The organism is Neobacillus sp. B24 (genome assembly GCF_055381825.1).
Map to the genome: position 1 here is coordinate 4,525,676 of NZ_AP035777.1, position 20,931 is coordinate 4,546,606.

The window sequence follows — 20,931 nt, forward strand, 5'->3', positions numbered from 1 at the left end:
GCCACTACACTACATTTACACCATATAAATCTAGCCATTCCTTAATATTATTTTGAATAGAAAACCCTTTATTAAGCACTTGATGATAAATGGTTTTACTATCAGGTCTTTTAACAGCTAAGCTGTCTCGAATTTTTTCACACCATACATCGATATTTTCATTTATACTAATAAATTTTACTAACCCTAATCCCAAATCCACACTCTTCGGAATTGTATCAGAAAGAATGCATGGTGTCCCAGCACTTTGAGCTTCTAAGGGGGCAATTCCAAATCCTTCAAACAAAGATGGAAATAAAAAAACATCAAATATCTTGGTTAATATTGGAACATCATCTCTCACTCCTAAAAATCGTACATTTTTCAATATGCCAAGTCTATTCGCTTCCGCTTCGATTGTGGATCTTAGTGGTCCATCGCCGGCAAAGATCACTACGAAATTTGAATCTCTTTCTAATAAACTTTTTAGTATTTGTAGAATAAATATTTGATTTTTTGATTTTGAAAAGGTTCCAACATGTCCTATTATTTTTGCATTTACTGGTATCATCAGTTCCTGACGTAAATTGTTCCTGGATTTTAGACTAATTTGAGTAAATTGATTAAAATCAATTCCATTTTTTAGAATATATGTTTCGGATAATCCTAATACCTTTTTTCCAAATAGAAATATTGCGGCTTCTTCGCTACAACTACAGTATTTTGTAGCTGAAGATTTAATAATCATTTGCAGTGTTTTAAAAACAAGATTTTCTTTAAGACCATTTCCTTTATGCCAATTAGTACTATGTGAATGACAAATTCGATTTGGGATCCCTGCTAACTTTGCCGCGAATGACGGAAAACCACTTTGATAATCAGTATGTGAATGAACAGCAATATATGGGTGTAATTTCATAATTTTTATTAATTCCTTAATATATGCTATAGAACCGATACTACCAAGACTTGGCACTCTAATAATCTTGCCACCCATCGCCAAAATTTCCTCGTCGAATTCCCCAAATTCGGGCCGATGAACAACAAAGTCGAATTGAATTAAAGCTCTATCGATATTTCTATAGACGTTCATAATCAGTGTTTCAGCACCACCTCGGTCCATGGCACTAACGATATGAAGGACTCTCTTTGTTTCACCATTTCTCAATTAGTTCCACATCCCTTATAAAAACTTTAAAGGTTGAAATAATCGCTTTTATAAATGATATTCAAACTTATCACATTTTCATAATAATAAAAAAGAAAGTAAAAAATTATAATTCCATAGTAGACAAATCTTTGTTCTTTTTCCCTAAAAAGCTTGACAATCCATGAAATTAATATTAGTTGATATAAATTAAAATAAATAGAAAACCTGGCAAATATCCAGTTTTGTGTGGATATAATCATAAAAACTAATCCAATTAATGCCATATTAACAATATAATCGCTTTCAGGAAAAATTTGTTTTAGCTTATCTCTTCCTAAATACGCAATAAATAGTGGGGCGCCATAGACTGCCACACGGATTATATTAGCTCCTCCTTCTTTAAAATCTTGATAATGCCCGTATTGCGTATTTTCTATAGTTGAGAAAAGCAGAGATGAAAATTTGTCAAATCCAATAACTATTAAGACGGAAAAAGCCAATAAAATAAAAGTAGCTTTCGACCAAGCCTTATATCTGACAATAAAATAAATAGGAATTAAAACAAGTGCACTTTCGTGTAAAGTTGAAGCTAACAAGACAACTAAAATATATTTAACCCAGTTTCCTTCAATTAAAAATTTGGTTGCAGTAAAAATAATTGCAGCGGTCATAACCTGCCTTATCCCATTCATAGAAACAATATACAAACCACCTGTAATATAAACAAAAGTACTTAGTTCAAACATTCTAGAATACTTATAAAAAATGCAAATGATTAAAACATTAGTAATAATTGCAGCAGATAAAATTAATATTTGAGGGTCTTCCGAAAGGTTCTTTAAAATCTTTTGGAATAACCAAAACCCTATATTGTCCTGATCACCAATTTGATCCCAATTAAAATTATTTACCATATAGGCGTGTTTGTAAAAATATGTATCACCAATGTTAGATCTTAGGCCAGAAACTAGCATTAATGATAGTAATGCTCCAATACTCAATATTATATTGGGACGATTATAAGGTAGTACTGATGTGAAATTTGGTGTAGAAAAGTACCTGGCAAAATAAGAAAATATAAAAACCATTAGAAGGTTAATCCATAAAATCGTCATTATACATTTCCTTTCATATGAAAATAAAAAAACTGCCTTTTGAGATATTTAAGCAGCTTTTGTTTTCGTATGAATATAATAATATAATAAAAAACCAAACGGGATAGCAAGGGTAGTAAGCCCTTTCTGAGGGCTCTCTAAGATAAAACGCCAATTTTTTAACATTAGGTTACTTGAGACATAATGAATCGCCTGTCTAAATTTAAAGGATGTACTAGTAAATGGGAGCTTCATTAATTCCTTGCGATAAAAAGAAAATCCTTTAGGATTTTTACGATACTGATTAAACATATTTAATGATGAACCATCAGGAAGGTACTCTACACAGCATAGTACTTCATTCAATAGTAGCAGTTTATAATCTTTATCAATCATGTAATACTTGTATGCAAGACCGACATATTTTTCACCATAAAAAATTGGATATGGATAATTTTTTGTTATTTCTGTTCTATAAACTAATTTTTTATCACCTTCTACACCATATTTATAATAAAGATCAAATAATTTTGATGATTCAAGTGTCTCAGGAAGTTTGGTTCCTATAATCATTCCTTCCGAATAGCTATCAAGACCAATGATTCCTGCTACTTTATCATTTCCCGATTTATTCCACTTCCAAAGAATTTTTTCAACTGCACGCTCCGGCATATAATCATCCGAATCAATACATACATTCAGCTCTGTTTTAATAAGCTCATAGGCTGTATTATGGGCACCATGCATTCCTTGATTGTCTTGGTAATAGTATTGTATTTCAATATCCTTTTCTAGAATCCACTTTTCAACTAATAATCTTGTGTCATCGGTCGAACCGTCATCTACAATTAACCAAATAAACTCCTTAGATGTTTGTCCCTTTAAACTCCCATACAATTTAGGGAGACAGTATCCACGATTATAAGTAGGTGTAAAAATAGTTATTTTTTTCATTCGTTCACCCCGATACATCACTATAAAAAACTTGTAATTGTTTAGTAGCTTCCTTTATATCGTACCCTTTATCTGATAAAGCATTAATGGATAAGCTACGATTATTCCACTGCTTTTCATTATTTTTCACTTTTTCAACCCATAACCTTTTATTTGACAATGGGATAAAGTCAACAAGATTTAACCCCAAATCCACTTCACGTGTGATAGAGTCGGAAACTAAACAATGAAGTCCCGCTGTCTGTGCCTCCACTAATGTAACGGGCAACCCCTCATACAAAGATGGAAATACGAAAAGATCAAATGCTTGTAATAGATTATCTACATCATTTCTGACACCAAGAAATTTTACTTTATCTTTTAAATTGTATTCTAAAACTTTATTTTTTATTTCTTGGAGCAACGGTCCATCCCCAACTAAGAGTAATATAGAATTAGAGTGATTTTTTTCTATTTCCTTAAACATCTCAATTAAAAAAAGATGATTTTTAGGGTGGGAAAACCTTCCGACGTGTCCCAACACTAAAGCATCATCATTAATTTCTAATTTTACTCTTACTTGATTTCTAATACCCTCTGAAAATTTAAACTTCTCGAAATCAATTCCATTCTTTAAAATTTGAGCTTGATTTGCCTTACCTAAAAATAGCCAATTTGCTGATTCGGTTGAACAGGCCATTAGGTTTGTTGCATAAAAAAATATCTGTTTTCCAGCATACCATTTATAACATCTTGCAACAAAGCTCCCTTCACTTCCTGTACTGTGACTATGAGAAATTCGAATTGGGATACCGGCTTTCTTAGCAGCTCGAAGGACGAATCCACTCATTTTATCCATATGGGAATGAATTATTTTATACTCCTTATGGGCAGAAAAAAACTGCTTAAGTTGTTTCATATACCCGAAATGGCCTACATCGGAAATATAAGAAATTCTATAGACTTTTCCTCCATATTGAGTAATTTCATCGTCAAATATCCCCTCTTTACATGTTAAAAAATCAAATTGAATCTTTGAACGATCAATATTCCTATAGAGGTTCATCAATAACGTTTCTGCTCCCCCTCTATTCATATTAACAACCACATGAAGTATCCTTATGGGGCAGCCCATATTACGTCCTCCAATTCTCTCATATAGAATTTATAAATAATGCTTTGTTCCTCTAATACTTTTTTTTCACTATACCTTTGTAATATCACATTTCTTCCACCGTCTCCCATCTTTAACCTTAATTGTTGATCTAAAGCAAGTATCTTCATTTTCTTAGAAAATTCTTTTGGATTCAAGTTATCAATGACCCAACCAACTTTATTGTTAATAATTAATTCTTTATGCCCACGATTTTCACTTGCTATAACGGGTAAACCGCAAGACATTGCCTCCATGATATTTACCGGTAGCCCTTCACGTAAACTTGAGGCCACAGCAGCGTCGGAGATTTTCAGCAATTGCTCAATATCTTCCCGAAACCCTAGGAAATTAATACTATCAGCAATTCCAAGATTAAGTGCAATTTTTTTGCATTCCCCTAATGTTGGTCCATTCCCTGCAAGTAATAGTTTAATTGCAGGAATTTCCTTTTTTAATAAAGCTATGGATTTTATTAGGAGCTTTTGATTTTTATTTTTATTAAATTCTGCAGCATAGAACATAATAAATTCACCAGGGGAGAATCCATATTTCTCTCTTAGTTCCTTTTTTTCTTCATAACTAATAGGACTAAATTCTTCTGTGTTAACACCAACACCATGAATATGCTCTATCCTCCTTGCATTAAAACGGTGTTTTACAGCTAGTTTATAATCTTCTTCATTAATCGTGATTAAACAATCAGTAAATCTTGCTAACCATCTCTCAATTGGATAATAAATCATCCAATTGATTTTTGGTGACCCTTTGCAAAAATGAAAACCGTGAGCAGTATATATTACCTTTGTTCCTTTTTTTCTTGCTTCTCGTGCAGCAAGGCGGGAAAGTACTCCCCCAACCGGTGTATGGCAGTGGATAATCTCATAATCATTTTTTTCAATAATATATTTTAATTGTTTATATGCTTGAAGGTTTTTTGAACTTATAGGAGAACGAGAAATAGGGATATTATACTTATAATCTACAAAAGGGAGTTCCATATTTCCTGATGCTACAACATGAACCTCCCAGCCCTGCTCCTTAAACCATTTCATACATGGTAAATGAAAGGCATTAAAGTGAAAATCAACAGTTGCACAAAATAATATTTTATTACGCATCAATTTTCATCCTTCGTCTCTATTTATTCCGAAAGGGAATTACGCAACCCACGATTGTTACATACATCCTTTTAGACCGGTACAGATAGCTTTGGTTTCGCTATTACTTTATAATTTGCTAAATTTATTAGTTTTTCCCTTATCTCTTCTTTACTCAGACTCTGAAAGGTTCCGATTATCCCTTCAATCTCTCCAATTAAAAGTTCAGACGTCTTACCAACATAAATCTTAGGATAAATTTGCTGTTCATGAACCTCATCTGCCTTTAATAATTCCTCAAAAAGCTTCTCTCCGGGTCTTATTCCTGAGAATTCAATTCCTATTTCATCAATTGAATTACCGGAGAGTTTAATCAAGTTTTTCGCGAGGTCTACAATCTTCACTGGGTCACCCATATCTAAAACAAATATTTCCCCTCCCTCTGCAAGTGCCCCCGCTTGAAGTACAAGTCTCGAGGCTTCGGGGATAGTCATAAAATATCGAACCATTTCTGGGTGTGTCACTGTTAGAGGACCGCCCCGTTCAATTTGCTTTTTAAAAAGCGGGATTACACTTCCCCTACTCCCCAACACATTTCCGAATCGAACCGTTACAAATTTCGTATCACTATCTCTATCCATATGTTGGATGATCATTTCTGCGAGCCTTTTTGTCGATCCCATAACACTTGTTGGGTTTACCGCTTTATCTGTTGAGATCATGACAAACGTACCAACTTCACTCCAACTGGCCGCTTTTGCAACATTCATTGTCCCAATAATGTTATTTTTAATCGCCTCTTCCGGATTCTCTTCCATTAGCGGAACATGTTTATGCGCAGCAGCATGGTAAACAGTATCTGGCTGGTATGTGTTCATAACAGACATCATTTTCTTGGCATCCTGGATGTCCGCTATAACCGAAATAAATTTAATTTTCGTATGTTTATATGTTTCCTTCAATTCCATTTCAATGGAATAGATACTGTTTTCTCCATGACCCAACAGTAAAAGCACACTCGGGTTAAAATTAGATATTTGTCTGCAAATTTCAGAACCAATAGAACCGCCTGCTCCTGTTACCAATACAACTTTATCCGTGATATTTTCAGAAATACTTTCCATATCTAGCTCAACCGGTTCTCTTCCCAGTAAGTCCTCGACTTGGACATCACGAAATTGGTTCACTGCAACTCTTCCAGTCATCAAATCTTCTAGTTTGGGCAAAATCTGTGTTTTTGCTTTTGTTTTGGCACACTCCAGGAAAATAGTATTTAATTCCCGTTTACTAAGTGACGGAATTGCTATTACAATGTTATTAATATTCAATTTTGAAACAGCAACTTCGATTTTGTTTATACCACCAATAACCGGAATTCCTAATATATCAAGCTTATATTTTCTTTCATCATCATCTATAAAAGCAACAGGAATTAAATCTGCACCGTTATTATTTATTAACTGCCTGGCCACCATGGTACCTGCAGAGCCTGCCCCAATGATTAATGTTCTTTTTTTGTTACTATTTCTATAAAAATGAAAATCACGTAAAAGCCTCCACAAGAATCGCGAGCCGCCAATTAATGACATATTCAGAAGCCATGCTACAGTCAGTAATCGGAAGCTGATTTCTTCTAAAATTATTTGCTGCATAAATCCTGCAATAATAACTGAGGCAGTAACAACCTTTATTATGGAAAATAATTCTCCAACACTAGCATATTCCCAGGCCTTATTGTATAAGTGGAATTTAAAGGATAAAAAATAATGACTAATAAGTATAACAATAGAGCTTATCACCATAGGTAAAGTAATGACATGTACCGTTCCATTGACTAAAAAACGACTGATAAATACAGCCGCTAATACAATACATGAATCAATAAAAATAAATAAAGATAACCTTTGTCGGTAGGTCATGACTTCAATCCTTTCTGAGAACATTACTAATTTTACCTTTGAGATCTTATTTTAATTGCATAATCAATTAATCTTTTAATTTCCGGTAATTGTTCTTTTGGAGCTTCCTGTTTAATATATCTCACGGCTTTTTTAATTGACTTTGGAAAGTGATCCATTTTTTTCATTTAGACAACTCCTTAAAAGTGTTAAGTATATGTACTTCTTAGAAGAGCATATACTTAACACTTTTAATTGAAATTGGGCATCTAACCCGCCCTCACATCACACTCTCGACGACGAGCGTCTAAGGTCTTACAACCCACAGCATGACCGAGTGCCTCCATTGATACTGGAAAGGAGACATCTCCAGAAAAAAAACGCAACATAAAAAGCACTAAACGTTCCCAATTAAGAACAAAATGACGCAACAAAACACTCTTTTTCCTTTTATTGTATTATTGATTTAAAATTGCTCCCACAAGTCTTGCCTTGGCAAACTCTAATACCTTCCTAGACTCTGAAGCTTTTTCCAGCTTAGTTTTCCCATTTTTAATAACCAGGATTACCCCGTCACAAATATTAGCCAAAAGCTTGGTATCTGTAACCTCTAAAACTGAATTTGAATCTAATAATACAACATCATATATTTGCTTGGCCTTCTTTATCAAATCATGCATCATTTGTGAACCTAATAATTCAACTGGATTCATTGGAACCCTTCCGCTTGATAAAAGATCAAATCGCCATATTTCTGTATGATGAACAGCCTCCGCCAATGTGATTTTTCCCGTAAGTACATCTGATAGACCAGTAGAGTTAGAACAATTAAAAAAAGAATGTAATACTGGTTTTCGCAAATTAGCATCAATTAGGAGTACCTTTTTCTTTTGTTGCGATATTGAAACTGCCAAGTTTACTGCTATAGTTGACTTTCCTTCTCCATCCCCTGGAGATGTTATTAAGAAGGTTTTACTGTTTAGTTCAGAGATCATAAATTTTAAATTTGCATATATCATCCTGTATTGTTCTGAAATAATTGATTCCGGGTGAGAGTAGGTAGTAATAGATTTATTTTTCTTCGATTCTTTTCTTTTATTTTGTACCAATTGTCTCACCTCTTAAATCTATGTCATGAGCAAATTTCCTCATTCTTTTTTTGACATTTCTCCTGTTTACTTTAGGAACCCTTCCTAATACAGGTAAACCTAGTTTTCCTTCAATCTCTTTTTTCGACCTAATCGTGTCGTCCAATGTTTCTAATAAAAACGCAAACCCTATTCCAATCACTGCACCGCCTATAAAGGCGATTAATATTTTATTATTGTTTTTTGGATTTATTGGGGATGAATTTACCTTAGCACTCGATAATAAACGCACATAATCTTGACCAACGATTATCGGCACCTGCTCCTTAAAAATTTCAGCTGTGGTATCGGCAATTTTAGCAGCCTGGACTGGGTCACTATCAATAACAGAAATACTTACAACCTGACTACCATCTACACTGTTAACAGTAATTTGCCCAGCAAGCTGGTCGGATGATTTATTAAGCTTCATCTTTTCAATCACTTTATCCAATATTATTGAATCCCTAACAATAACCTGGAGTGTCTTTTGAGAATCTGCATCGGCTCCTATTATAATTCGGGATGAAGCTTGATAAAGTGGAACAGTAGTAGAATTATTCAGAACTACACCGATTGTTGTTGCAATAATAGTTAAAGCAGCAATAAGCCAAAGTCGACGTTTAAGGACAAGAAATAGCTCCTTTAAATTAATTTCCTTCGCTACATTTTTAGATTGATTCACATTATCACCTTTTAATGGTATTTTTTAAAACTAGTTCTAAATAAAGAACATTGATAATAAAAAAAATAATTATGCCCAATTTATTCCCCTTTTGCTCTCTGAGAAATAAATTATTAAATATATTTTAGTTCTTTATAGTGAACATGTCAATACCATATGAGAAATATCTCTTTAAACACTTACACCCAATTGTTTTCTAAGCAAGGTATTAAACATTCCCTTTTTATCGATGGCCAGTTGATTGTATTGTCCTTGTTGTATTATCTCTCCTTGATCTAAAACGATTACCTGATCAGCATTCCGTATAGTCGATAAGCGATGGGCAATAACTATAATCGTCATGGACCCCTTAAGCCTTTCCAGCGCTTTTTGAATTTTAGACTCGTTTTCTGTATCAAGGGAGCTTGTTGCTTCATCCAAGATAAGAATAGCGGGTTTACGTAAAATAGCTCGAGCCAGAACAATACGTTGCCGCTCTCCTCCAGAAAGCCTAATACCTCTGTCTCCAATAATTGTGTCGAGTCCATTCGGTAATTGATTTACAAATGAAGCTGCAGCAGAAAATTCCAAAGCTTCCCAAAGCTGTTGTTCAGTTGCAGAAGGTTTTATTAATAAAAGGTTGTCTCTAATACTTCCATTAAATAGAAAAGGGTCCTGAGGCACGTAGCCGATTAATCTTCTAACTGATAATAAATTCTCTTTATTAAGGGGTGCTCCATCAATTAAAACGTTGCCAGACTCTGGTTTATTCAACCCCATTAATATATCAATTAATGTACTTTTACCTGCACCTGATCGCCCAACTATTGCTGTCATAAAGTTTATTGGGATTTTTAGATTAATATTATTTAAAGCATAATATTCTTCATTTTTATTATAACGGAAACATAAATTATGACATTCTATGCCTTTTTTAAGATTTATTTCTTTAATATGATTCTGAAAACCAATTTCCGCTTCTTCTGTGCATTCCACTTTTAAATCTATTAATTTTTTAAATGCTGGAATTGAAGAGGCTAATTGTTCTAAATTGGATTGTATTCCCGTCATACGGGGCCACAACCTTGAAAAAATAACTAATACAAGTAAAAATTGGTCGGGTTTTGAATGAAACATCTTAACAGAAAAAAATATAAAAAATGCAATAATTAAGGTAGAAAATACCTTATAAAAAAGTTGAGAGGATGTTTTTAATCGTATATGCTCTAGTTGCTCTTCAAATAATTTATTGGTTAACGATTTTAACCAAATCATTCGAGAATCCTCAAGATTATTACTTTTAATATCTTTTATACCATTAAGTTGATCGGTTATCCCTGATAGATATTCCTCAGCTAGTTTTGATGTCTTATTTCCCAATAATTTTGATTTTTTTATAAATCTGCGCGAAAAAAAGGAAAGAAGTAGTCCGCATAAAATCATAAAAATGGTTATACTTGGCGAAATCCAAAATGCAAGCCCTACTTGAATAAGTGTAAATATTGCTGACGATACTAGCTGAAGGAAAGTGTTTATCCCTCCAGTAACTCGTGGAATTTCTAGAGTCAACACATTAATCAAATCAGAATTTCTTTTCCTCAGAAAAAAACTCCAGCTGGCTTTTAATAATGATTGATAATTTTCCAATCTAATATTATTCATAAATCCGGATATTATTTTTACATTCCGTATTGTTAAATTTCGCTGTAAAAGGTATTGACCTATATTTAGAACAATGAAAATCATTAATATTAATGGTAGTAAAGCACTTACAGGCAAGCTTTGAAAGCCCTTTAGAAACTCGAAGAGAGGGTTTTCTATATTAAATTCTCCCAAGAACCCTCCAAAGGTTAACATCGGAATCAACAAGAATATCCCAATTCCATCAAGAAAGCTAACTAATCCCATTCCTAATAGATTAAAGTACAAAATACTTCCAGAATAAGAATGCAATCTTTTTATAAAATAAAATATATATTTCACTTTTATATCCTCCTAATTGGCCCCAAGTTTTTAGTAACTCTCCACGCACATAAGAAAGGGCGTAAAGGGAAATATAAAGGATGTAAAAATTTTGGTAAAGGTAAAGTTTCTGCATCAATAGGATAAGGGTAAAGAAAGCTAAAAATAAATAATAGTTTTTGCCTAAAAGACATTAATGAAAACAAGTGTTTTTGGTGAAACGCTCCTACCTCTGTTGGAAGTGGATATGAATGGAGGTTAATAGTTTGTCTAATATAAAATAAAGCTTCCTGTGCTAAGTATTTCGGTCTATTTCCTTTAGTTAATCCCTTCCAATCTTCTTCAATTTCTGTCCCTAATAGGTTTGAGGATAATAAAAGTGCTTGGCCCCCTAATTGTGAAAATTGATATCTCCTTAACAAAAAGAGAATTAGGCCCTTATCAAGTTTTTGTTTACTTAATTGGTCAATATCCTGTAACCATCGTAATCTTGACCATCCATGACGTGCACCATGCGAAACTAAAAATATAAACAAATCCTCTCTACTTAATATATGTACTGGAAAATTAGTAAGTTTACTAACTCTCTTGCGTTCCCACAAGTCATTAAAGTTGGGCTCTTTTGAAGGGCCAGGGTTCAGTCTCCAGTGAATTTCAACCTTAATATTCTTTTCCTTGTGAACAAATGTAAAATGATGGTGTCTCCATTTCCAATCTCCTAATACAGTTGATATATAATCATCTTTTACATAACCATTTTGTAAAAGAAGCTTTTCAGCTTTTTTAAGATCTTTTAAAGGGATAAGTATATCTAAATCTGAAGATGTTCTTAAGGATATATCACCATAAAGGTCTAAACCAAGAACTGGACCTTTTAAAAAGATTAGTCGAATCCCATTACTTGTAAAAATTTTGCTCAATTGTTCTATATCCCCACCCAAATATAGCATCTGAATTCTATTTAAATGATATAGTTGTTTAAGTTTTAAAAAAACCTTTCGTGGAATCTCTTTTTCTAGTTTTCTTAGATTTGAATAAATTACCGGATAAACTCGATGATGTTTTACAAGTCTAATGAATTCTTCCCAGTTAACATTATCAACCAAGTATTTATTTCCAAATGCTCCCTCCGTGTTATTACCCATTTTCAAAATCTCTAGTAATAACCTTAATTCATTAGAAAGTTCGGAAGTATTTATCAAACAATTCCCCATGAATATCCCCTTCATTTTAGGCAAACAGTTTCTTCGCAAATTTACTAACTTCATTAAACCGTCTCAACTCTTCAGCACCTGTTATATATAATGGACCACTTCGAAGCCATGCGTGTGCAATCATTTTCCCTTTGTCATCTTTGGCAATACCAAAATAAATGGTACTTTCAATATGACGCCTTTCTAACATCTTCATCCCTGCAATAGCCTTTACAATACATTTACTATCCCAAAAAGTATAATTGCTCATTATTGATATAGCATGCCTTATATTCTTTAATATCTTTTCATTATTAGGATTTATGTTGATAGCAGTTTCCTCCATTTGAACGCCTAAAAGAGGAGATATTTTAGAAAATGGAAAAGCAATAAGAATCCGTGCCCCACCCAAAAAAATAAATGCCTCAAATAATAATAACTTAGTTTTCATGTCTAAAAAAATGAAATATTTGATTTTTTTTAAAATCATTCTCCGCTACATTCCTTTAATGGATATTCTATATACCTATAATTATTTGAATGTAATTAACTTTTCAGTGAATAATTGTTGTAAAAAATCCTCAACATGTTCCTCACACTCATGTTTCTGTACTTCAAACTCATTTACTAATAAATTTACTAAATCATTACCCGATATGGGAGTATTGATTAATTCCCAAATACGCCCTCCAATGCTGCCAAGATTATAATATTTTCCATTCGGGACACTAAATATGACCTTTTCTCCATCCATATCGCTTACGATATTTCCATGATTTTGAGTAATTATAGAATTTAAATTAATCAAAGTAGGATTCATTGCCTAACATTCCCTTCTTTTATTCGCTCTAAAATTATCAAGGCTAACTCGTCGGCAGAATACTTTGTGCTCGGCCGTTGAATCTGATAGAAATCAATTTTATTAATAAATTTCGATAAGTTCTCAAAATGCCAATCCATTAGTCCTAATCTCGGAATTAAAAAATTCCGGAAGGTGTGAAGATACAATTTATGGAATCTTTCTAGATTTGATACTTGCTTTATTATGATTGTTTCTTCATTATATTTTTGCAATTCAAATATTCCTGCCAATGGCAAGGGTTTATTTTGAAACTGCTCTTTAACTGGGATTGAATATTTTGTTTCTCTATCAAATAGCGGAGTAAACTTACTACTTTCCATCCCTAGAAAATTCAAGCTATCCTGCCATAATTTCTGTTGTGGATACGATGGAGTTACATAAGGTGTGGATTTTTCCGTGAAAAGGGATACAGCAATAACATCATCACTTAGTAGTTGGTATCCTTTATCTAAGAATATTGATGCTAACGTTGATTTCCCAGCACCCGAATTACCAACAAAAGCATAAGCTTTTCCATCAATTGCAATAGCACTTCCGTGTAACGGTAAAACTTTTCTTTGCATTAAAATGATGCTCATGCACGTACCAAGAAGATAAAGGCGTATTCTATCCTCACTAAATTCTTTTAATGGTGAAACAAGAACTCTCTTCCCACCTTGGACACAGATTATTGCAATATTCTCTATTTCAAAAAGAACATTTTTATCATTAACAATAAATTTTTTTTTAACTCCAATTTCATTCCATAAAGATGTTAAATCTACTATTTTAAATAATATATCCATATTGAGATCATCAATATTACTTTTTAATAATTCTGGGAACTCAATTTCACTTATTATATTTAAACCAAAAGCCTTATAAGCATAATTATTAATAGTTTGTAACATTCTTAATATCACTCCAGATGTTACGTGATTTTTAAAATAAAGCCCTTAAACACATCTCTGCGGATAAGGGCATGTTGAATAAATTTATAGCTTAAATTAATGTTTAGCTATAGTGGTCTCTTTCTTCTGGGTCTGGATCATCATTATAATCATCCGCATATCTAAGCCCAGGACCTGCCATTGTCATACTGATATCAAGTACTTCAAGTGATGGAGTTTCCCATGGTTTTTTCATTTTATCACCCCCTTTCAAATAAACGTATTGTAAAAACTTTTATAAGAAATAGGCTATAGAATCCTATTATAGAGGGCTTTATAAGCAAAAAAATTGCCACCCCCTGAAATCTAAGGATAATTGAGGTTACCACACTCTCAACAACCTAGATAGGAAGTGACAATTTGTACCCTCAAATTATAACCTATTTATTAACTTTTATTAAGTACCAAGAACAAATAATTCGAACATTACTTACCCTTCTTATTGGGAAGGGGATGTTTGAAAAGCCTGAGGAAAAACCTGTAAATAAACCTTATCGTAAACTCCAGGTGGATGATCTTCCGATCATCGAAACCATTCAGAAACTTGATTACCGAAGCCTCCTAACCGAATACCTGGAGAAGAACGGTAAACAACTAAAACCTGTTCAAAGGCGTTCGAATACAAAGGCATGTGTGCCCAAGTCAATGAAATGTCCGCAGTGTGGTGCTCCAGCGGATTATCTTTATGCCAATAATGGAGGCAAAGGACAGTTTCAATGTAAGGTGTGTGCCTGTCTTTTCAATGATAAAAATCGCTATTCGAAGGAGGCTATTTTGAAGTGTCCTCATTGTTCTAGGACCCTTGAGAAAGTCAAAGAGCGAAAAGACTTTGACGTGTACAAGTGTAAAAATAATGACTGTTCCTACTACCAGCAGAAACTGAATGGCATGTCTGCGAAAGAGAAGAAACAGTTTAAAAAGGATCCACAAGCCTTTAAATTAAGATATATCTTCCGGCAGTTCCACATTGATTTTCAGCCATTGTCAAAGGCTTCTCCTAAGAAACCAAAGGTTGACTTGGCCAGGCTTTATGTGTCGCCACATACATTGGGGCTTATTTTAACCTATCACGTTAACTATGGCCTTTCGGCCCGGAAGACAGCTGCACTCATGAAAGATATCCATGGTGTTTCTATATCGCATCAAAGCATTTTAAATTACGAGAACGCAGTTGCATTAATCCTTAAACCTTACGTAGACCACTATCCCTACGAGCTTTCTGATCAGTTCTGTGGGGACGAAACCTATATTAGGGTTCAAGGTCGTTGGCATTACTTGTTCTTCTTCTTTGATGCGGTAAAAAAGATCATTCTGTCTTATCCAGTGTCAGCAAATCGAGATACAGCGACAGCAATCCGTGCCATTGATGATGTCCTAATGAAATTTAAAGAGATTCCGGAAGATCTTACATTTGTGGTGGACGGCAATCCGATATATCTCTTAGCCCAACACTTTTACGCCCAGCATGATATTCACTTTGACATTACTCAGGTCATTGGGCTTACCAATGAAGATCCTGTATCAAAGGAGTATAGGCCTCTCAAACAAGTGATTGAAAGACTCAATCGCACATTTAAGGGCAATTATCGCTCAACACACGGGTTTGGGTCCGAACATGGGTCTGTTTCGTTTGTGACGCTTTTTGTGGCTTACTTTAACTTTTTACGGCCTCACTCAGCGTTAGAAGGTAATGTGCCAGTGGTTAATCCAGAGCTCTTACTGCGACCGAATATGCCTGCACGCTGGACTAAATTAATAGGTTTAGCTCAAGATTGGATCATTGAACAAACAGTCTAACTTTTTGTTTAGCAGAGCCCTTGAACCCACTAGCAACCGGCGAAGCGAACTCTTGACAAACCGAACTTGCCAATGGTTTAAAATGGAAATACCAAGGGCTATTTGGCATGCCTTCTTTTTGTCCCCGTCGCCCTTGATAAAGGAATCTCAAACCATTGGCGTGTTTGTCAAGAGCGGTTGCGGGGCCGACGCACCCAATATGTGGAAAGGAACCTAACCCCTTAAGGAGTTTTCATAGAACTTTTGACACTACCCAAATAAATTTTTTTATAAATCTTGAAACAATTAGACTTCTCATTAATATTTTAAAGTCAGCATGGTATGCAAATTCTGGACGTGCTTCATCTTGAAGATTTAGAATTGCGTTTTCAATAATAGGTACATTTAAGATTCCCTTTAAATCCTTGTCTAATATAATCATTTTTATTTCTTCGATAAATTTGTTCCAATGAGGTTTCATTCTATGCACCCCATCAGCAGCCTGTAATCCTCTAACACTATAATTTAATCTTACGTTGTCAGGTAAATAATTTTTCGTTACTCTCCGTATTAACGCTCTATCCAGTCCATTCTGAACATATTGTTCCTCTGGAATTGACAGGCAAAACTGGATTACTCGTAAATCGTTTGTCGGATCTCGGTCCCATACAGAGTAAGGCAAAGATAATTTAGCCCTGCTAGTTCCATTTAAATTCCAAGAATTTGACCGTTCAAATTGACGTTTCCTTGCTTCATAGACACTTAACCTAAATGAACCGTCAAGACCCGAACTTTTTAATTTATTTAACACATCTGTTTTCTTCGCGAATTCAGGATTTATTAGCATTGGAAATTCATAGCTTTCTTTAGTTCCCTCAATAAATGGAAATGTTATTTTCCCAATTTTTGATACGACTTCCTTTCTCCCAATTTTTCGATTATTACTAAATAAATTAATTTCTTTATATAATCGAATGAAATTCATTTGTTTTAATAGTATAGAATAAAAATCTAATGCTGGACCCCAGGATATCGTATAGTTCCCCCTACTTCCGTTTAATAAAACTCTTATTCCTCTAACATGGGCCTCTTCGATAATACCTTTAAGCCAAAAGGAATTTTCAATAAATTTATATGGCATTTCCATAATATCTAGTAAATCATTTATCTCTGTATAAGCGCTTTTTCCTTCAAAATCCAAATAATTATCAGAAATATTCCCTACATATTTTACCGTTGAGTTAATAAACGGTCGTTCATCAGGTAGTCTGCTTTTCGGAGTCCAATCAATAAAATCATTTACTGGTATATAACTAAATGTGTGTAATTGTTTATTTTCTTTAGAAAGTGCCTTTGCAGCAAAACTAGTAACCGCTCCAGAATCCAGACCCCCACTTAGGCGTGAGCCTACTGAAGAGCATGATCTTATTTGCGAGGAAACTGCCTTTTGAAATACCTCTTTGAAAGCTTCTTCGTATTCATCATTGGACTTAAAAACCATCTTATTGGTAGGGAAGAATTTGAAATACCTAGAAAATTTTACTCTACCTGATACAACTGAAATACTATGAGAGGGTGGCAACTGTTTTATATTTTTATAGACAGTACTCTCAGGATCTAAAGCATCAGTTACACCCGGTATTGCTAAAAATTCGGCAAGCCACTGTTCATTTAGGTTTTTTTCAACAAATGGCAAAGCCAAAAGAGGGCGGATGGCAGTACAAAAAACTACCCGATGTTGATCTATGTAATAATAAAGCGTCCGACTCCCTGAAAAATCCCTTGCCCCAAATAGTTTTTGTTCTTTTGCATCCCAAATTATGAAAGCAAAATCCCCAACCAAATACTTAGGTGTATCTTCCCCCCATTTATCATAAGAAAGTAGAATTAATTCACTATCGGTTATTGTCTTTTGTTTTGATTTTTTTATTTGAAGCTTCTCAAACAAATCTTCCCGATTATCAATAATCGCATCAGCGGTAATTGCTAACTTTCTTTCCTGATCGTAGTAAGGAAGTTTTTCACCAATGGATTCCGGCGTAATCCATTGTGCATGGCAGCCAAGAAAGACTTTGTCACTATTCCAGGTTTGTACATCATCAGCAGGGAACTTCTCAAGTTCCTTCATCATTCTTCTGCCATGATCAAGATTAATTGGTTCACCGTTTAAGTGATATATACTAGCAATAGCGCTCATTGGGTCCTCCTGCTAAAAGAAAGGTCTATTAATGGAAAATACAATCCCTTTCTCCTACATAGTGGTGATTAGTCATTCAGTAAATTCTATAAAAAGAACGATAGAATCATAGTTAATTTAAGGAATATTTCAATCCCCTTATTACCCATATATTCTTATGTATAAATACCTAATTCGGAAGCCATTTTCCTCAAACAAAAAAGTTATTAGTTCTTCATCAAGAACATCTTGTAAAGTAATAATATAATCTAATAGTCTTAGTGTCAACCATTTTCCAATTTACAAAATGCTACATATTCTGCAATTATCAAAAACTTATTGACACTTCTATATAACTGTAGTAAATTTTATAAATAATCCAAAATATTAATTTTCTTATCAAGAGAGGTTGAGGGAAGGGCCCGAAGACGCCTCAGCAACCTTCAATGACTTAGTTCATTGAAACGGTGCTAAGTCCTGCAAATTATGACTAATTTGCGAGATAAGAAGAATGACCTTGTTAATCGTACTTACAAAAGTCTTCTTCTTATAGAAGGCTTTTTTCTTTTATCATCAGGCTTTATTACCATAATGTGTTAAAGCTTTAAAGTTATCTTACACAAGGAGTGTGCATCATGTACAAAATTGATACGAAACTTGCTCAAATTGGAAACCGCAGTGAAACTACAACAGGAACCGTCAATCCACCCGTTTACTTTTCAACAGCCTACCGCCATGAAGGAATTGGGCAGTCAACCGGGTTCGATTATACACGGACGGGGAACCCGACGCGTCAGCTCCTAGAGAAAACTATTGCCGATTTGGAAGGCGGCGATCAAGGATATGCCTGCTCCTCAGGTATGGCAGCAATACTGACAGTTCTTTCATTATTTCAATCCGGTGATGAATGGCTGGTCAGCGAAGATCTATATGGCGGTACCTACCGTCTTCTTGAAAAAGGCTATAGAAAGTATGGCTTAACGACCACATATGTTAATACCTGTTGTCCAAAGGAGATTGAACGTAAGATTACCCCACAAACAAAGGCTATCTTTCTTGAGACTCCTACCAATCCCCTCATGCAGGAATCGGATATCGCCGCAGTTGCACAGATTGCCAAAAGACATGGGCTCCTGCTGATTGTTGACAATACATTCTACACACCGCTGTTGCAGCAGCCGATTGCACTAGGCGCCGATATTGTCATCCATAGCGCGACTAAATACCTTGGCGGACACAATGACGTCCTTGCTGGCCTGGTTGTTGCCAAAGGGAAGGAACTTTGTGAAGATTTGGCCCTTTACCATAATGGTGCTGGCGCAGTGTTAAGTCCCTTCGATTCTTGGCTGTTGATGCGCGGCATGAAGACCTTGTCCCTTCGAATGGAACGCCATGAAAAAAATGCGAAGGCAATCGTTGAATTTTTATCACAGCATGAAGATGTTACCGATGTTTTATATCCTGGGCGCGGTGGTATGGTTTCTTTCCGCATCAAAGATGAAATCTGGGTAAATTCATTTTTACAGAACCTAAAGCTAATTTCCTTCGCGGAAAGCCTTGGCGGCACTGAAAGCTTTATAACTTACCCGGCAACACAAACACATGCCGATATTCCTGTTGAAGTTCGAACAGCAACAGGCGTAGATAACCGCCTATTGCGTTTCTCCGTCGGCATAGAGGATGCAGAGGATATCGTGTCCGACCTCGAGCAGGCGTTTGCCAATATTCATGAAGGAGTGAGAGTGTAATGGTTACCGAGAACTATAGTTTTGAAACGAAGCTGCTGCATAATCGTCATAAAGTGGATGCTAGAACTGGTGCGGTCAGTGTTCCGATCCAGCACGCTTCCACCTTTCATCAGTTTGATATTGACCAGTTCGGAAAATATGATTATGCCCGCAGTTCAAATCCAACAAGGGAAGCATTGGAAGATGTGATTGCTGAATTAGAGGGCGGCGTAAAAGGATTTGCTTTTTCATCAGGAATGGCAGCCATTTCCACCGCATTTCTTCTCCTTTCTTCTGGTGACCATATCGTAATCACCGAGGATGTGTACGGCGGAACGTTCCGGATGGTTACCCAAGTGCTGTCGAGATTGGGAATAGAACATACTTTTGTCGATATGACAGACCTGGAACAGGTGAAACAGGCGATTCGCCCGAATACTAAAGCCTTTTATGTAGAGACTCCATCTAATCCCTTGCTGAAAGTAACGGATATTGCAGCTATTAGCGAATTGGCGCAGGAAGTTGGCGCCCTTACCTATGTTGACAATACATTCCTGACTCCAGCCCTGCAAAAACCTTTGGAGCTTGGAGCGGATATAGTCCTTCACAGTGCGACCAAGTTCTTGTCAGGCCATAGCGATGTCGTCGCTGGACTTGCCGTCGTGAAAGATGAGGATTTAGCAAATCGGCTTTACTTTTTACAAAATTCCTTTGGAGCGATTCTCGGTGTTCAGGATGCTTGGTTAGTGTTACGAGGTTTGAAGACACTTCATGTCCGGTTAAAACAGTCACAAGAATCAACCTTAAAAATTGCGAGATTTCTAGAATCCCATCCACTTGTAGAAAAAGTCTACTACCCAGCTCTGGAAAATCACCCGCAGCGCCTATTGCAGGAAACTCAGGCGAGCGGTGCTGGTGCAGTACTTTCCTTTGACCTGGCTGATGAGGATGCAGTTCGTACCTTCGTTTCAGAAGTGGAAATTCCGGTGTTTGCTGTCAGCCTTGGTGCGGTAGAATCCATTTTATCGTATCCAGCAAAAATGTCGCATGCAGCGATGCCGCAGGATGAACGAGAAAAACGTGGCATTAAAAACAGCCTGCTTCGGTTATCGGTCGGATTAGAAAATCCTGACGATCTTATCAAAGATTTTTCCAAAGCTTTTGAGAAACTGCAAGAAAAGAACTTAGTCCTCCAGCAAGGAGAATGA

The 20,931-nt window shown here is 35.2% G+C and carries 19 protein-coding genes and 1 riboswitch; of the genes, 3 read left to right on the forward strand and 16 right to left on the reverse strand.

Annotation, left to right across the window (positions count from 1 at the left end; genetic code table 11):
* Positions 1–4: 4 nt before the first annotated feature.
* The 15 genes from ACZ43M_RS22515 to ACZ43M_RS22585 form a co-directional block, all read right to left on the reverse strand.
* Positions 5–1,102: a glycosyltransferase family 1 protein gene (locus tag ACZ43M_RS22515; RefSeq protein ID WP_464508093.1), complete on the reverse strand. Its 1,098-nt coding sequence runs from the start codon at positions 1,100–1,102 to the stop codon at positions 5–7.
* A gap of 71 nt (positions 1,103–1,173) precedes the next feature.
* Positions 1,174–2,244 carry an EpsG family protein gene (locus ACZ43M_RS22520; protein WP_464504743.1) on the reverse strand — a complete coding sequence of 357 codons (1,071 nt, stop codon included), beginning with the start codon at positions 2,242–2,244 and terminating at the stop codon, positions 1,174–1,176.
* A gap of 48 nt (positions 2,245–2,292) precedes the next feature.
* Complete coding sequence (locus tag ACZ43M_RS22525) at positions 2,293–3,177, reverse strand: glycosyltransferase family 2 protein (RefSeq protein WP_464504744.1); 885 nt, start codon at positions 3,175–3,177, stop codon at positions 2,293–2,295.
* A 4-nt stretch (positions 3,178–3,181) separates the two neighbouring features.
* Positions 3,182–4,291 (reverse strand): glycosyltransferase family 1 protein, encoded by a 1,110-nt coding sequence (locus ACZ43M_RS22530; protein ID WP_464504745.1) that lies wholly within the window; start codon positions 4,289–4,291, stop codon positions 3,182–3,184.
* A complete protein-coding gene (locus tag ACZ43M_RS22535; protein WP_464504746.1) occupies positions 4,276–5,433 on the reverse strand; it encodes a glycosyltransferase family 4 protein in 1,158 nt (385 codons plus the stop codon). Before ACZ43M_RS22535 ends, ACZ43M_RS22530 begins: the two co-directional genes overlap by 16 nt.
* A gap of 68 nt (positions 5,434–5,501) precedes the next feature.
* A complete protein-coding gene (locus ACZ43M_RS22540) occupies positions 5,502–7,328 on the reverse strand; it encodes a polysaccharide biosynthesis protein (RefSeq protein ID WP_464504747.1) in 1,827 nt (608 codons plus the stop codon).
* Between the two features lie 32 nt (positions 7,329–7,360).
* Positions 7,361–7,495 carry a hypothetical protein gene (locus ACZ43M_RS22545; RefSeq protein WP_464504748.1) on the reverse strand — a complete coding sequence of 45 codons (135 nt, stop codon included), beginning with the start codon at positions 7,493–7,495 and terminating at the stop codon, positions 7,361–7,363.
* Between the two features lie 270 nt (positions 7,496–7,765).
* Positions 7,766–8,416 carry a CpsD/CapB family tyrosine-protein kinase gene (locus ACZ43M_RS22550; RefSeq protein WP_464504749.1) on the reverse strand — a complete coding sequence of 217 codons (651 nt, stop codon included), beginning with the start codon at positions 8,414–8,416 and terminating at the stop codon, positions 7,766–7,768.
* A complete protein-coding gene (locus ACZ43M_RS22555; RefSeq protein ID WP_464504750.1) occupies positions 8,403–9,119 on the reverse strand; it encodes a YveK family protein in 717 nt (238 codons plus the stop codon). The genes ACZ43M_RS22550 and ACZ43M_RS22555 overlap by 14 nt, the downstream gene beginning before the upstream one ends.
* 171 nt (positions 9,120–9,290) lie before the next feature.
* Positions 9,291–11,081 (reverse strand): ABC transporter ATP-binding protein, encoded by a 1,791-nt coding sequence (locus ACZ43M_RS22560; RefSeq protein ID WP_464504752.1) that lies wholly within the window; start codon positions 11,079–11,081, stop codon positions 9,291–9,293.
* Positions 11,082–11,083: 2 nt separating this feature from the next.
* The gene (locus ACZ43M_RS22565; protein WP_464504753.1) at positions 11,084–12,274 is read right to left on the reverse strand and encodes a nucleotidyltransferase domain-containing protein; all 1,191 of its coding nucleotides are present in this window, start codon (positions 12,272–12,274) and stop codon (positions 11,084–11,086) included.
* Between the two features lie 16 nt (positions 12,275–12,290).
* Positions 12,291–12,743: a lasso peptide biosynthesis B2 protein gene (locus tag ACZ43M_RS22570; RefSeq protein WP_464504754.1), complete on the reverse strand. Its 453-nt coding sequence runs from the start codon at positions 12,741–12,743 to the stop codon at positions 12,291–12,293.
* A 42-nt stretch (positions 12,744–12,785) separates the two neighbouring features.
* Positions 12,786–13,073, reverse strand: a complete 288-nt coding sequence (locus ACZ43M_RS22575) for a lasso peptide biosynthesis PqqD family chaperone (protein ID WP_464504755.1) — start codon at positions 13,071–13,073, stop codon at positions 12,786–12,788.
* Positions 13,070–14,005 carry an aldolase gene (locus ACZ43M_RS22580; RefSeq protein WP_464504756.1) on the reverse strand — a complete coding sequence of 312 codons (936 nt, stop codon included), beginning with the start codon at positions 14,003–14,005 and terminating at the stop codon, positions 13,070–13,072. Before ACZ43M_RS22580 ends, ACZ43M_RS22575 begins: the two co-directional genes overlap by 4 nt.
* 103 nt (positions 14,006–14,108) lie before the next feature.
* Positions 14,109–14,240 (reverse strand): paeninodin family lasso peptide, encoded by a 132-nt coding sequence (locus tag ACZ43M_RS22585; RefSeq protein ID WP_464504757.1) that lies wholly within the window; start codon positions 14,238–14,240, stop codon positions 14,109–14,111.
* Between the two features lie 164 nt (positions 14,241–14,404).
* Here ACZ43M_RS22585 and ACZ43M_RS22590 point away from each other — a divergent pair, with 164 nt between their 5' ends.
* Positions 14,405–15,841, forward strand: a complete 1,437-nt coding sequence (locus ACZ43M_RS22590) for an IS6 family transposase (protein WP_464503290.1) — start codon at positions 14,405–14,407, stop codon at positions 15,839–15,841.
* Between the two features lie 232 nt (positions 15,842–16,073).
* Here the strand turns inward: ACZ43M_RS22590 and ACZ43M_RS22595 are convergent, their stop codons facing one another.
* A complete protein-coding gene (locus ACZ43M_RS22595) occupies positions 16,074–18,017 on the reverse strand; it encodes an asparagine synthase-related protein (protein WP_464504758.1) in 1,944 nt (647 codons plus the stop codon).
* A gap of 372 nt (positions 18,018–18,389) precedes the next feature.
* Positions 18,390–18,505, forward strand: a riboswitch (SAM riboswitch).
* A gap of 126 nt (positions 18,506–18,631) precedes the next feature.
* On the opposite strand from ACZ43M_RS22595, the gene ACZ43M_RS22600 reads away from it, so the two are divergent.
* Together ACZ43M_RS22600 and metC are read left to right on the forward strand one after the other, a co-directional pair.
* Complete coding sequence (locus tag ACZ43M_RS22600; RefSeq protein ID WP_464504759.1) at positions 18,632–19,744, forward strand: methionine biosynthesis PLP-dependent protein; 1,113 nt, start codon at positions 18,632–18,634, stop codon at positions 19,742–19,744.
* On the forward strand, positions 19,744–20,931 hold the full coding sequence (metC, locus tag ACZ43M_RS22605) for a cystathionine beta-lyase (RefSeq protein ID WP_464504760.1): 1,188 nt from the start codon (positions 19,744–19,746) through the stop codon (positions 20,929–20,931). The genes ACZ43M_RS22600 and metC overlap by 1 nt, the downstream gene beginning before the upstream one ends.

Bases quoted from the DNA above. Each gene is read 5' to 3' on its own strand.
- ACZ43M_RS22570 (WP_464504754.1), bottom strand. From the start codon at position 12,743: ATGATTTTAAAAAAAATCAAATATTTCATTTTTTTAGACATGAAAACT.
- ACZ43M_RS22595 (WP_464504758.1), bottom strand. From the start codon at position 18,017: ATGAGCGCTATTGCTAGTATATATCACTTAAACGGTGAACCAATTAAT.
- ACZ43M_RS22600 (WP_464504759.1), top strand. From the start codon at position 18,632: ATGTACAAAATTGATACGAAACTTGCTCAAATTGGAAACCGCAGTGAA.
- metC (WP_464504760.1), top strand. From the start codon at position 19,744: ATGGTTACCGAGAACTATAGTTTTGAAACGAAGCTGCTGCATAATCGT.
- ACZ43M_RS22525 (WP_464504744.1), bottom strand. From the start codon at position 3,177: ATGAAAAAAATAACTATTTTTACACCTACTTATAATCGTGGATACTGT.
- ACZ43M_RS22515 (WP_464508093.1), bottom strand. From the start codon at position 1,102: ATGGACCGAGGTGGTGCTGAAACACTGATTATGAACGTCTATAGAAAT.
- ACZ43M_RS22540 (WP_464504747.1), bottom strand. From the start codon at position 7,328: ATGACCTACCGACAAAGGTTATCTTTATTTATTTTTATTGATTCATGT.
- ACZ43M_RS22530 (WP_464504745.1), bottom strand. From the start codon at position 4,291: ATGGGCTGCCCCATAAGGATACTTCATGTGGTTGTTAATATGAATAGA.
- ACZ43M_RS22585 (WP_464504757.1), bottom strand. From the start codon at position 14,240: ATGAAAAAACCATGGGAAACTCCATCACTTGAAGTACTTGATATCAGT.
- ACZ43M_RS22545 (WP_464504748.1), bottom strand. From the start codon at position 7,495: ATGAAAAAAATGGATCACTTTCCAAAGTCAATTAAAAAAGCCGTGAGA.
- ACZ43M_RS22520 (WP_464504743.1), bottom strand. From the start codon at position 2,244: ATGACGATTTTATGGATTAACCTTCTAATGGTTTTTATATTTTCTTAT.
- ACZ43M_RS22575 (WP_464504755.1), bottom strand. From the start codon at position 13,073: ATGAATCCTACTTTGATTAATTTAAATTCTATAATTACTCAAAATCAT.
- ACZ43M_RS22565 (WP_464504753.1), bottom strand. From the start codon at position 12,274: ATGGGGAATTGTTTGATAAATACTTCCGAACTTTCTAATGAATTAAGG.
- ACZ43M_RS22580 (WP_464504756.1), bottom strand. From the start codon at position 14,005: ATGTTACAAACTATTAATAATTATGCTTATAAGGCTTTTGGTTTAAAT.